Below are 13618 nucleotides of genomic sequence, written 5' to 3'. Positions count from 1 at the left end.
TTCCCGCGTCACGCATGAAAAAAGGCCGGGAACATGACTCCCGGCCTTTTTCTTTCCCGCTTGGCAACGATCAGTTGTCGCCGAACAGATCGCGCGTGTACACCTTGTCAGAAACGTCGAGCAGTGAATCCGCCATACGGTTGCTGATGATCACATCCGCTTCCTGCTTGAACGCCTGCAGGTCATTGACTACCCGCGAATTGAAGAACTCCGCCGCATCCAGAACGGGCTCGTGGACGATCACGTCCACGCCCTTGGCCTTGATGCGCTTCATGATCCCCTGGATGCTGGAGGAACGGAAATTGTCCGAGCCCGCCTTCATGATCAAGCGGTAGACGCCTACGACCTTGGGCTTGCGGCGCAGGATATCGGCTGCGATGAAATCCTTGCGCGTGGTGTTGGAATCGACAATCGCCCGGATCAGGTTCTGTGGAACGCTCTGGTAGTTGGCCAGAAGCTGCTTGGTATCCTTGGGCAGGCAGTAGCCGCCGTAACCGAACGATGGGTTGTTGTAGCCTCTGCCAATGCGTGGATCCAGCGAAATGCCTTCGATGATCTGACGGCTGTCAAGGCCATGAGTCTGCGCGTAGGTATCCAGTTCGTTGAAGTAGGACACCCGCATCGCCAGGTATGTGTTGGCAAACAGCTTGATGGCTTCTGCTTCGGTTGAATCGGTGAACAGCACCGGGACATCCTTCTTTTCCGCCCCGGCTTCGAGCAGCGCCGCGAACGTCTTGGCCGCCTCGGAATGGTCGCCGACGATGATCCGGGACGGATGCAGATTGTCGTACAGGGCGCGGCCTTCACGCAGGAATTCCGGCGAGAAGATGATGTTCTGGACACCGAACTGTTCACGCATCCGACGGGTAAAACCCACGGGGATGGTTGACTTGATGATCATCGTCGCCGACGGATTGATCGACAGCACCTTCTTGATGACGCTTTCAATCGAGCCGGTGTTGAAGTAGTTGGTTTCCGGATCGTAGTCCGTCGGTGTGGCGATGACGACAAAATCAGCACCTTCATACGCTTCGTACGGATCAAGCGTTGCACGGAAGTTCAGCGCGCCGCCCGCCAGCGCGCTCTGAATATCTGCATCGACGATCGGCGATTCACCGCGGTTGAGTTTTTCTACCTTGTCCCCCAGCACATCCAGCGCCACGACTTCATGCTGCCGTGCGAGGAGTACGCCATTGGAAAGTCCGACATAGCCGGTGCCTGCGATTGCGATTTTCATGGTGCTCTCGGTCAAATATCAGGGAAGGGCGGAATTCTTTGCTGCGACAGACAACGGCCGGGGCGCAGGATCCCGCCCTAGCGAGCCAATTAGTTCACGAGCCAGCAGGTAGCCGACAACGAGCAGATTCCAAGCCGCGTAGGGCCAGCGTACGTTGCTCATCATGTGCCAGAAACTGCCGGTGACGAAAGGCCGCCATAGCGCGCTGAACTCAGGCACATACCAGCACAGGTACTCCTTGGAATAATTGTCAGCCCAGCATGCATCCATCTCCTCCTGACCGTACAGGTAGCCATCGACAGCAACCCAGGCAGACAACACCAGGATAGCTGTGACCAGCAATCGCCGTGGCCACGCGACGGCACGATCCTGCATTGCCAGGGCGATAAACAGGCAAGCAGGCGCGCAGAGATAGAGAAAGAATCTCGGACCCCAGAAGGCACCGCCGTACCACGCCCACCACTTGGAGTAAAAGAGGATGGGCAGCGCCAATGCAGCCAACGCAATCCACGTCGCGCGCGCATCGAGCTGCAGCATCTCCCGGACGCGACGGCTCAAGACAAGAACCAGCGCGGGAATATAGAAAACCAGTCCCTTGCCGAAGGACATCAAGAGGGATAGGACGCCAAAGAACATCGGATAGCTGAACCCGGGGCGCCCTGAGTAAGGCAGGACAGTCGCGAAGCCGTGCTCGCCATCCGAGAGGTAACCAGAGTCAAAGCCGCGGTACTTGATCAGCGTCTCGCCCAGAAAGATCGCTCCTGCGATCAAGAGCGCAAGCATTGGCAATGGATTGCGACGCACGAGCAGCCATACGAAAGCAACGGCGGCGAAGGGGACAAGCAATGCCGGCGTAGTGACACAAGCCAGCGCCAGCAGCAACACCGCGATCAAGGAACGATGACTGATCCAAAGGATCCCCAGCAACAGGCACAGGCTGGTCAACACCTCGCCGTAATAGTGCTGCAGATGGTGGGGAAACATCGACGCCGCCATCATCAGGAGCAACCATGCACGGCCCGTTTCCGGCGAATAGCGCCGGGCCAGCTCGGGATAGGCAGCGGCTCCCATCACCAGAAAAACCAGGCCGTTGAAGTAGGCGACCAAGTGTGCCGGATCGATACCCACGGCATTGGCCAACCACGCCAATGGCATGGAAAGCGCGGGCTGGATCATCGAGAACTTCGAATAGCCCCCGCCCTCCCCCAACCAGTACTCGATGGTCTGGTAGCGGACAGCAGCATCACCCAAGATGGCAGGGTGAAGGGTCAATGCGATGACCACGACACCGGCTGCGATCAGGCCCCATTCGATGGCAGGACGGCTGGACTTCATGCGAATGCGTTGCTCAGGGGTTCGGTGGTCTTGCGGCATCAGGCTCGGCGACGGCCGGCTGCATGCCATGATCGTGCAGCCAGGCACGCCCCTCCAGCACGCCGCTTACCGCCAGACGTGCCCTTGGTTCCTGCCTATCCGGAATCTTGAACGTCGTGATGAAATCAGAGCCAGGTGCAACATTCACCCCACCTGTCGGATCCACGCGTTCGGTCCAACGCGCCGAATCGGGGCCTTCGGCATCGGTAAACCACTGCCATGAAAGCCTGAAGGGTGCGTGAGACCTGGAGGTCAAGAAGTGATCGCCACCATTGTGGATACGCACCTGTACGGAATAGCCATCTGACTGACGCCGCAGCGTAACGACCTGGATCGACACACGCGCCATTTCCGTCAACCGCATCTGGCTTAGGGGTGTGTCCGAAGGCTCAGGATGGCGCACGATCTCCAGTGAGTCCGCCATTTCCAACGGCAATGCAAGATGCAGCCTTTCTGCAAAGAATGCCTTGGCTGCCCCTATTCGTTGCTCTGCCTGTTGCTCGGGCGACGCTTCAACGTTGGCGGTGTAGCCCGGCGGACTGTTACCAGAATAGCCATTAAGTGTCGGCCTGCCCAGCGATTGGGCCAGAATCACTCCGTCCAGTTCATCCTCGTAAAACGGCACTTCGGGTCGCAATGGATTGAAAATCACCGCATCAACGGATAGCTGCGAGGGCAGCTGGGTGCGCAGACCTGTATCGTGTAGACGTGCGGTCTGGATATCGAAATGGACCGTGTGCATCGACCCGGACTCAGCCACCATCCCCAACGCGAAGGCACCAGCAACAAGCAGTCCTGCTTTTCCCTTTGTTCGCAAAGCATCCACGCCGACAGCAACAAGCAGCGCGACTGGCAGGGCCAGTACCAAGCCGATGCGTGCCATGGCGCGGATCGAGCCAACACCTGGCAATTTGGCCAGCAGCATATAGAGGGATACGCCCCCCACACTCAGGGTCAGCGCCACCACGATGACGATCGCGCCCAGCGCAACCCATCGCGATGGCAGCCGTGACATGAACAGGCCGACGCCCATCAACCCCAGAATACCCAGACCAAAGAAAATCTGTTGCTCATGGCGCATCGGCATGCGCGTGGCCAACTGCTGACTGAGACCGCCCCACACTCCCGACGAATCGGCCAACAGGTAACTCTGTGGCCGGGGCAGCAGCGAAGCGATCTCCGCCGCAGCGCGCTGGAAACCGTATAGCTTTGAATAATGCAGGTACGGGTACATCAGCACGGCGATCATCACCGCTGCGGCCACGATCGTCAGCGAGGCCAGGATCAGCTCGCGCCGGACAACACCCTGTGGGTAGTGCTGCCATTGCTCGAACCATTGACGAGGCCCCCACCCTTCCAGCAGCCATTGCGCCAGCGCCCATGCCGCCAGAAAAAGCAGCATGAAGTAGCCCAGGTAGATGGAGATATAGAACTGTGCCGCAACCGCGAGCGCGAGCGCCGCCAGCCATCGCCAGCGTCCAGCTCCGCGGAAGCACTGCCACAGTAGCAGGCCGATGGGAATCAGGAAGCGATACGTCAGCTGCGCGTGGCCATACCGCGCAACCACCGGCATCGCGAAGGTGAATGCGAACGCCGCCAGCGCGCTGGCCAGCGGCGAGAAGCGCAGCCGGCGGAAGACGTAGTGGCTCGCCACGAAATTCAGCAGGTAGCCGCAGAGGAACCACAGGTCGAATGCCTGGTAACGGTCCCAGCCCAGCGCGCGGAAGATCGCGTAGATCCACGCCGTTCCCCAGTGGTTGTCCGAGAAGGTCAACGCACCGGGCATCGGGTAGAAAAAGCCCGGGCTCACCAAGCTGGCTTCGTGCCCGCCCAACCAACGGTAGAAATGCTCCAGCACCACATTGTTGAAGCGGGCATCGCCCAGGTCGCCGGGCACGCACTGCAACTGGCAGGTCAGCGCCAGCGGCACCAGCCAGAAACCGACAATCAGCAGCAGCAGCGGCCACACCAGCCGAGCAACGCTTGCCGTGTTGCCGGGCGCTTGGCCGGAATCAGGCATGGACAGCATGCTCGGCCTCCGGGGCGTCAACGGCAACGGTAGTCGTTGCTCATGTGGCTGTCGCGGAATGGATCCGTCAGCGCGTCGGTGTACTGACCCATCAGCAGTCGGTGGGTCGGCAGCAGGTTCCGGCGGTAGAAGCGGCTGAACGAGGCAAGGCGCTCACCGCGCGGGGTCAGCTTCACGCAGCCATGCTCGATATCGATCGTACCGGACTGCAGTTGCTCGGTCAGGCGGACTTCCACGAGGTGATGCTCGCGTACGTATTCCTCGGTGAAGACCTGCCTGAACGCATCCTCGCGGATGCCACCGCCACGCTGCTGCAGTTTCTCCAGAATGTAGAACGACAACGAGCGGTCGATCACCGTCGGCACCGAAATGGCGAACAGGTATCCGCCCAGCAACCAAATAGCGGCCAGCTGGATCAGTTCCAGGCGACTGAAATCACGGAAGCACTTGAGCAGGTACAGCGTGCCGAAAACAACCACCAACGCGATGAGCGCATCCAGGATGCTGGCGTACAGAACCACATTGACGCGGAAATAGCGCATGTGCAGGTAGTAGGTCAACAGCAGAACGGCAATGAAGGCAACGGTGGCCAGGATGGCGCGCAGGTACTTGTTCATTTGAACACCACGAATTTGTTCGCAAGGAAACTGAAGGCCATCTGCATGCCGGTGGCAAGCAGGAAGCCGATGCGGTAGTCATAGCCGAGCCGATCGGCCCAGACATACATCACCAGGGCATGCAGGACGGCGATGGCGGCGTAGACCAGCAGAAATAGCGAGCCCTGCTTCACCACGCTGCCCTGCTGGCCGCGGAACACGAAGTAGCGGCTGCCCAGAAAGGACACCGAAATGCCGAACACGGCGGCGATGGCATTGGCGATCCCAGCCAGGGGAATGTGCAGCACTTCGATGTTGAAACGCAGCACGCTGTAATGCACTACCGTAGCGACAACGCCGTTGATCAGGTACCTGATCAACTGGCCACCCAACGCGCGCTCAGGCGCGGCGGGCATGCTGTACCTCATCGACGAATTCACGATAACTGCCTGCGACCAGCACCCCGCCGCTGCGGATCATGCCCGAAAGCATCAGGATGATCAGCGTAAGTGCCGCTGTCTGCAGGAACACCAGCAGTAGGATGCCGAAGGCCAACGAGAACCAGCCAGGCGTAGCGAAGCCCATCGTCTTCAACAGCAATGCCACCACGCCACCGACCACTGACAGGCCCGCTACGAGCGTGCAGGCAATGCCCACGCGCACCAATACATCCTCGGCAAATACCATCAGCGCGCGGAAGCCATGCAGGGCCAGGCCAACGAAGTTCATCTTGCTGCGCCCGGCATAACGCGCGCCACGATCCAGTGCACAGGTCTGCACGCGCAATTTGGAGCCGAGCACAGCAGCCGCCACGTGCGTCCACAGTTCCTGCATCGAAGACAGGCGGCGCACCGCCGGCATCTTGGCAGCCATGAAATTACCGAAGCTGATCTTGCGCCCGCTCAGCAGCGAGAACAGGAGCTTGTAGACGATGTAGAACGACTTGAACTTCAGGGATTCGACCCGGCTCTTGCGGGTAGCCACAACCACGTCGACATCGGGCGATGACAGCCCACCGACCAGTTCAGTGATGCTCTCAGGTGTGTCTTCGCCATCGGAATCCATCGAGATGACGATCACATTATCATCGAAATGCTCTGCAACGTAGCTTAGGCCGATGGCAATGGCGCGTTGATGCCCGACGTTGCGACGCAGCTTGATCACCACGCCTTCCAGTGCGGCTGCCTCAATGGCCGACACCTGCAACGGCTGGCGAACTGAACCATCATCCACCGCCACGACATAGGTATCCGGACCCTGGGTACGCGCCAGTTCCAGGAACAGCTTCGAGGAAGCTTCCAGGTCCTCATACACTGGCATCACCACAACCTTGCGCATCGTTGCGTCCTCAGGCCTGCAGGCGATGGCGGAAGTAGGCAATGGTTTCCTTCAGGCCGTCCTCCAGCGCGACCTTCGGCTCCCAGTCGAACGTGGCCTTGGCCAGGCTGATGTCCGGCTGGCGCTGCTTGGGGTCATCAGACGGCAGCGGGCGATGCTCGATCTTCGAGGTGCCACCAACCAGACGCAGGACGGTTTCAGCCAGCTCAAGCATAGTGAACTCACCAGGGTTGCCGATGTTCACCGGCCCGGTGAAATCGGCCGGCGAATTCATCAGACGCAGCATGCCTTCGATGAGGTCATCGACATAGCAGAAGCTGCGGGTCTGGGTGCCATCGCCGTAGATCGTGATGGGCTCGCCCTTCAGCGCCTGCACGATGAAGTTGCTGACCACGCGACCGTCGTTGGGATGCATGCGCGGGCCGTAGGTATTGAAGATACGCATCACCTTTATTTCGAGCTGGTGCTGGCGCCAGTAGTCGAAGAACAGAGTTTCGGCACAGCGCTTGCCTTCGTCGTAGCAGCTGCGGATGCCGATCGGGTTGACCCGGCCCCAATAACCTTCGACCTGCGGGTGGATTTCCGGATCTCCGTAGACTTCGCTCGTGCTGGCCTGCAGGATACGAGCCCCGACACGCTTGGCCAGGCCCAACATATTGATCGCACCGTGCACACTGGTCTTGGTGGTCTGCACCGGATCGTGCTGGTAGTGCACAGGCGACGCCGGGCAGGCCAGATTGAAAATGCGGTCAACTTCCACGTAGAGCGGGAACGTCACATCATGGCGCATCAGCTCAAAACGCGGATGGTTGAGTAAACCGTCAACGTTCGCCTTGCTGCCAGTGTAGAAGTTGTCCACGCACAGGACGTCATGACCTGCATCGATCAGACGATCACACAGGTGGGATCCAAGGAAACCGGCGCCACCAGTTACCAGAACGCGTTTTTGTTCTTCAGCCATGATCGATGCAATCCTCGGGATCGGTGGTTGCACTCCGGAGCAGGCCGCCATGACCCGCTTCCGGGATAGCCCCAGTCATTCAGTAATTGTATGCCAAGTCCGCGCCAAGTCGGCGGGAAGTCCTACAGGGCAGCGCCCAGCATCCAGGCCAGCGTCTCCTGCATTGGCGGAACCTGCCAGTCGCCTATCAGTCCCCGCAGGCGCTCGTTGCTGCCCAGCAGCACCTTGACTTCGTTGGGTCGGACAAAAGCCGGATTCACCCGGATCTCCAGCTGATGGCCGGTCAGTTCCGCGCACAGCATGACAATCTCGCTCAGGCTGAGGCCACGGCCCGAGCAGACATTGACCACCTGCCCCCCAGCGGGCACCTGCAAGAGCTGCCTGTAGGCGGAAACCACGGCCCTTACATCGCCAAAATCTCGGGAGACCTCCAGGTTGCCCAGTTCCATCACCGGCAGCCGCCGGGCGAAATGAGCGACAATTTTCGGTACCAGGAACTGCTCTGCTTGGCCGACACCGGTGTAGTTGAACGGCCGGACAATAGTGATCGGCAAGCGCTCACGCCACAGGCCCGCCACATGCTCCATGGCCAGCTTGCTCACCGCGTAGTCGTTGGCCGGCTCAGGCATCGTATCCTCGTCCAGGATACCGCTGGAGCGATTGCCGTAGATATTGGCACTGCTGGCCAGCAGGACGTGTTCGGGACGATGCCCGGCTTGGTCCAGGGCGGCGAGCAGGTGGCGTGTCCCCATCAGGTTCACGCTGTAGAAGTCCTCGACCTTACCGTGGCCAACGAAAGCCAGCGCGGCCAGATGCACGACGATATCCGCGCGCGCCTCGGCTACGGCAGCCGTCACCGCCACAGCATCTGTCAGATCGGCAACGACATGGTCATCAGCAGCGCTGGCTGCACCCTGCCCGCTCAACGCAACAATATGACAGCCCTGCGCACGCAGTTCCTCCACCATGTAGCGTCCGGTGAAGCCGGACGCTCCGGTGACAAGAACCCGCTTTCCGTTCAGGTCAGAACGAGAAACCACGCTCATTCCTCTTCAGGTCGGCTTCGACCATCATCTGGCACAGCTGTTCCAACGTGGTCTGGGGCTTCCAGCCCAGGATGCGCTCGGCCTTTTCCGGATTGCCGATCAGCAGATCGACTTCCGCCGGGCGATGGAACTTCGGATTGATGCGCATCACGGTCTTGCCGCTCGCGGCATCGATGGCAACTTCGTCGATATCCCTGCCCTTGAACTCGACGTCGATCCCGGCCCCCTTGAACGCCATGCTGACGAAATCGCGGACGGTTTCGGTACGGTTGGTCGCCAGAACGAAAGTGTCGGGCTGATCGGCCTGCAGCATGCGCCACATGCCTTCCACATATTCCTTGGCAAAGCCCCAGTCGCGCTTGGCATCCAGGTTCCCCAGCTCCAGGCAGTCCAGCTGGCCCAGCTTGATCTTGGCCACCGAGTCGGTGATCTTGCGGGTCACGAACTCGCGGCCGCGCAGCGGGCTCTCATGGTTGAACAGGATGCCGCTGGAACCAAAGATGTCATAGCTCTCGCGGTAGTTCACCGTGATCCAGTGCGCGTAGAGCTTGGCCACGCCGTAGGGACTGCGCGGGTAGAACGGGGTGTCTTCCACCTGCGGCACGGCCTGCACCTTTCCGAACATTTCCGAGGTCGACGCCTGGTAAAAGCGGATCTTCGGGTTGACCAGGCGAATCGCCTCCAGCAGGTTCAGCGCGCCCACACCGGTAATCTGCGCAGTGGTGGTCGGCTGTTCAAAGCTCACGCCGACGAAGCTCTGCGCAGCCAGGTTGTAGATCTCGTCCGGCTGGATTTTCTGCACCATGGCCAGCGAGGTGCCCAGATCGGTCAGGTCATACTCGACCAAGTGCAGGTTCGGGTGATTGGTGACACCCAGTTCGTCCAGGCGCCAGAAATTGACGGAGCTGGTGCGGCGATAGGTGCCATACACCTCGTATCCTTTCTCAAGCAGCAGTTCGGTCAGGTAAGCACCGTCCTGGCCAGTGATGCCGGTGATAATCGCCTTCTTATTGCTCATTCCGATCTCTCTTCAAAAGTCTGGTTTGGCGGGTTCCGCCAGATCGCGGGGGCAATTGTCGCCTGCGCCCCCCGCTCGCCCATGCAACGGTGGATCATAGCTCAGGAGCTGGTGAGGGACCGGTCCACGGTGGCGAGATCCTGCAGCAACACCCGCTGCAGCTGTGCGGCGCTCTGGGTCCAGGTCAGCCAGGGCATGCGGTCTGAACGGGTTTCGGCCCCCTTGGCCCGAAGTGGCAGCCATTCACGGACGGCTTGCGCGATTGGGGCGTCGCCGTACCCCGAGAAGAAGTGTGCATGCCCACCCGCCACTTCCCTAAATACGGGAATATCGCGGGCGATGATCGACAGACCACGCTGCGCGGCCTCGATCAGCGGCAAACCAAACCCCTCACCTTCCGAGGCAGCCATCAGGCAGCTGGAATTGGCGTAGATCGCGTCCAGGTACTCGTCACTGGCACTCTCGAACCAGAACAACTGGCGACCGAGTCGCGCATGGCCCGCCAAGCGGCTGCACAACGCGTCAACCAACCAGCCCTTGCGTCCGACGATGACCAGATTCACGTCATGCCCTTCCGCCCATAGCGTCTCGAAGGCCGACAGCACCATCGCATGACCTTTACGGGGTTCGATCGTCCCTACCATCAGGAAACTGGGTACGGCGGCGATCCGCGCGATCACCTGCCCGGCATCATCCGGAAGCCCCTTCGATGGCACGCTGCCATCCAGGTCGGCACCCAGGTGGAACCAGTCAATCGAGGCCAAGCTCTGAACCTGCTGCTCGTCCATCCAGGCACGGACATCATCGGCCACGGCTCTGGAAATGCAGATGAGCTGGTCTGCGCAACCGAGGATTTCCCGCAGCCACGCTTCATGGTGCTGACCCCCGCCGCCCGGCCACCACTGCGGATGCCGGACTGGCAGGATGTCATAGACAACGAAGCTGATCTTCACACCACTGCGGCGCAGGTAGCGGAACCACTCACTTCCCACCCTCACCGCAGAACCTGTCAAATCCAGCCCCAGGAACACATCACCTGCGTGGCACACCACCGGCAGATCGGCCTGCTGCGGCAGACCCAGCAACGTCGCTGCATACATGTTGGCGCAGACGTACTGGCCGGTACTACGATCCAGCCGCACCAACTGCAGCCGATACCCTGTAGGCGGCAATTTTGCCCATTCGGCCACCACCGCACGCGTGACGCGCTGGATGCCCGTGCGCAGATCCTTGTCCGCCAGTTCGGTCACATCAACCAGCAGCAGCCGCTCAGCCACGCAGCTGCGATCAAGCGCATCCGCAGCCCTCAGTAGATCGGTGCCCTGGGTATCGGGGAGCGCGCCCAGACGGGTTGTCGCGATGTTGATCGCTGCCTCGGGCGAGGTGCGCTCCAGCCCCAGTCCAACCACGTGCTCGCACGCATCGACGAAGACCGAGGCCACCTTGTCCCACGAGAACGCCTGCGTGCGCTCCAGTGAATAGTCACGCAGGCGCTGGTTCTCTTCCGGATTGGAGAGGAAGTGAGCCATGCGTGCGCGGAGCGAATCGACATCCATGGGATCAAACAAGGCAGTGGGTTCCGTTGCGATCTCACGAATGCTCGAAGCGTCCGACGCGATGACTGCAGCACCGCACGCCATCGCCTCCAGCACGGGCAGGCCGAAGCCCTCGTGCCACGAAGGAAACGCAAAGAGACTGCATTCGTTGTAGAGCGCGACCAGTTGCTCATCGGAAACATACCCGGTGAAGACCAGATCCCGTTCCGCCAGGCCCAGTGACGCCGCAAGGCGCTTCAGCTCATCCACGTGCGGCGCGGGCATGTGCCCGGCGAACACAAGCTGCATGCCCGCGCGCAGTTTCGCATCCAGGCCTGCGTAGGCTTCCACCAGTCGCGGCAGATTCTTGCGACGATCCGCGCCGCCGGTATACAGCACGAAGCCAGCGGTCACTCCAAAGGCAACGCGGGTCAGGATGCGCCGGGAGTCCAGGGTATCCATCGGACGGAACACCAGATCGCAGGCTGCGGACATGTTGAAGATGCGTTCTGCCGGGAAACCGGCAACTTCGTGCGCTTCCTGCGCCGAGCTTTCCGAGATCGCCACCAGTGCGTCGGCACGCGCCAGCTGTTCCAGCTTCCCATGATAGAACTCACGATAACGCGGATCGGGGTCCAGGTACAGCTTCGGATTCATCAACGGAATCATGTCGTACAGCGTGACGATCGTCGGCACGCGGCAGTGCTGGTTGATGGTTCCCACCGCATTGTCGGCAAAGCCCTCGAAGAGGCTGGAGACATGCACGATATCCGGCTGCAGCGTCGCAATCGCCGCCTCACGGACGATCTCGGCCTGCGCCCGACGCAGCGCATTCTCGCCTTCACGCTGGGCAACGGGCAGCGGCACGTGCAGCACGTGGATGCTGGCCCTCGGCAGCAGCCCGGCGAAAGCGTCACGTATGTGATCGATGCCCTCGGGGAAGGCGCCATTGACCAGAACGTGGACGTCATGGCCACGCGCATTGCGCGCCACCGACAAGGCCAACGACAACGAGTATCGGCCGATGCCTCGCAAGCGGCTTTCACCTTGGGCGCCCTGCAGGTCCAGAAGAATTCGCATCATCTACGCTCCCTGCGATTGGCAACTGCGATATCCGTGTAGAACGCCTGTCCACGCATGGACAGCTGTTCCAGAGCCTGCACTTCGGTGAGACCCTCGAACGAACCAACCCCGCCAACCAGGCCTGCATGCTGCATGGCTCCCGGCACCTGGGCGATGATCCGGTTATTGACCGCCACCGAAATCAGCTTGGCATGCAGCTGCGGCACCCGCTTCAACAGCGTGTTCAGCGGACGCGCGACTGCGGGGCGCTGGGCAACACGACGCATGGCCGCGAGCACCACGCGACGCGCAAACATCGTCGGCTGCGTGACCAGATACTTCAGCCCGCGCAATGGCCGGGTGATCCGCCACGAAGTGCTGGTCAGAAGCGCGTGCACGACCTCATTCAGGCGCACGATTTCAGCATCGCGACGTCCGATCTCAACAGCGAAAACCTGATTCTGTGCCACTGCCCGCTGGAACTCTTCGCGATACTCTCCGGCCGCTTCCACGATCAGGTTCTTCTCGCGCTGGAAGGCGGCCTCCGAAGCACGCCTTGCCTGCAGCTCTACCTCCAGCAGTTCAATCTTCCGGGACGCTTCGGCCAACTGCGCACGCTGCTGGCCCTCGACTTCGGCAGCGGCCTCCCGCTGCTGCCGCGCTGCTTCAGCGGCAGACGCTCTCTGCTGAGCCATGGCTTCGGCAGCAACCGCATTGGCGGCCGAACAGAATGCAGATTGTGGCGCCAGGACGAAGTTATCAAACACATTCGGACCACACGTCAGCACGGCCGCGAGCTCAGGGTGCGCGTCACTTACATAGAAGCGGTTCAGCCCATCAAAATACACATAGGAGTATCCCTTGGCCAAGACCATCGGATCCCACTGATGGTGGTTCAGTTCCGGACTCTGCGGCCGTGTACCCTCGATTACCAGTACCCAGGGCCGGCGCGACCCGTTCCAACCTGCGATGACCTCCCGCTCGGCGCCCTCGACATCAATCTTGAGCCAGTGGATCTCACTAGGGCCCGCCATTTCGAACACACTGTCCAAGGTTACGGCCGGGACGCGCACTTCACTGACGTTGAAGCCGGCATCGCGATGCTCCTGAGCGATCTGCTCATCCAGCGTGCTCAAACCGGTGTCGGCGACGTCGAAGAAGCGTAGCTCGCCGGGAGCATCGGTAACGGCCACCTGCAACACCTGCTCGTCCGGACGCCGCGCTCGCAGCAGATCCGAGTAGTGCTGGGTCGGTTCGACATGAATCCCACGCCAGCCACGCTCATAGAATGCGAGGCTGACAGAGTCGATGTCCGGGCTCTGCGCGCCGACGTCAATGTAGCGGCCACCTTTGATGTGACCCAGTACACGCCACAGGATGACATCTTCGAAATTCTGGGCGTAGGAAATGAGTTTGGACATG

11 protein-coding genes are annotated in these 13618 nt (G+C 60.7%); all 11 read right to left on the bottom strand.

Annotated elements, in window-relative coordinates:
• Positions 1 to 70: 70 nt before the first annotated feature.
• Positions 71 to 1237, bottom strand: coding sequence for a nucleotide sugar dehydrogenase (locus R5H29_RS12810; RefSeq protein ID WP_197575760.1), 1167 nt, complete (start codon positions 1235 to 1237; stop codon positions 71 to 73).
• A gap of 18 nt (positions 1238 to 1255) precedes the next feature.
• A complete protein-coding gene (locus tag R5H29_RS12805) occupies positions 1256 to 2572 on the bottom strand; it encodes a hypothetical protein (protein WP_197575761.1) in 1317 nt (438 codons plus the stop codon).
• A 13-nt stretch (positions 2573 to 2585) separates the two neighbouring features.
• Positions 2586 to 4640, bottom strand: a complete 2055-nt coding sequence (locus R5H29_RS12800; protein WP_197575762.1) for a hypothetical protein — start codon at positions 4638 to 4640, stop codon at positions 2586 to 2588.
• Between the two features lie 17 nt (positions 4641 to 4657).
• Positions 4658 to 5257, bottom strand: a complete 600-nt coding sequence (locus tag R5H29_RS12795; protein ID WP_099588611.1) for a hypothetical protein — start codon at positions 5255 to 5257, stop codon at positions 4658 to 4660.
• A complete protein-coding gene (locus tag R5H29_RS12790; protein ID WP_099588612.1) occupies positions 5254 to 5652 on the bottom strand; it encodes a GtrA family protein in 399 nt (132 codons plus the stop codon). The genes R5H29_RS12795 and R5H29_RS12790 overlap by 4 nt, the downstream gene beginning before the upstream one ends.
• Entirely contained in the window at positions 5636 to 6574 is a 939-nt protein-coding gene (locus R5H29_RS12785; protein ID WP_197575763.1) for a glycosyltransferase, read from the bottom strand. Before R5H29_RS12785 ends, R5H29_RS12790 begins: the two co-directional genes overlap by 17 nt.
• 10 nt (positions 6575 to 6584) lie before the next feature.
• Complete coding sequence (locus tag R5H29_RS12780) at positions 6585 to 7535, bottom strand: UDP-glucuronic acid decarboxylase family protein (RefSeq protein ID WP_099588614.1); 951 nt, start codon at positions 7533 to 7535, stop codon at positions 6585 to 6587.
• Positions 7536 to 7657: 122 nt separating this feature from the next.
• Positions 7658 to 8581 (bottom strand): NAD-dependent epimerase/dehydratase family protein, encoded by a 924-nt coding sequence (locus R5H29_RS12775; protein ID WP_197575764.1) that lies wholly within the window; start codon positions 8579 to 8581, stop codon positions 7658 to 7660.
• Positions 8559 to 9599, bottom strand: a complete 1041-nt coding sequence (gmd, locus tag R5H29_RS12770; protein ID WP_099588615.1) for a GDP-mannose 4,6-dehydratase — start codon at positions 9597 to 9599, stop codon at positions 8559 to 8561. The genes R5H29_RS12775 and gmd overlap by 23 nt, the downstream gene beginning before the upstream one ends.
• A 101-nt stretch (positions 9600 to 9700) precedes the next feature.
• Positions 9701 to 12214 carry a glycosyltransferase gene (locus tag R5H29_RS12765; protein WP_197575772.1) on the bottom strand — a complete coding sequence of 838 codons (2514 nt, stop codon included), beginning with the start codon at positions 12212 to 12214 and terminating at the stop codon, positions 9701 to 9703.
• The gene (locus tag R5H29_RS12760; protein WP_227844407.1) at positions 12214 to 13617 is read right to left on the bottom strand and encodes an FkbM family methyltransferase; all 1404 of its coding nucleotides are present in this window, start codon (positions 13615 to 13617) and stop codon (positions 12214 to 12216) included. Before R5H29_RS12760 ends, R5H29_RS12765 begins: the two co-directional genes overlap by 1 nt.
• Position 13618: the final 1 nt, after the last annotated feature.

This window comes from Stenotrophomonas sp. A3_2, assembly GCF_036624925.1.
GTDB lineage: Bacteria > Pseudomonadota > Gammaproteobacteria > Xanthomonadales > Xanthomonadaceae > Stenotrophomonas > Stenotrophomonas hibiscicola.
Note: the sequence above shows the minus strand (reverse complement) of the source record. Positions and strands in the feature narration are given on the sequence as shown.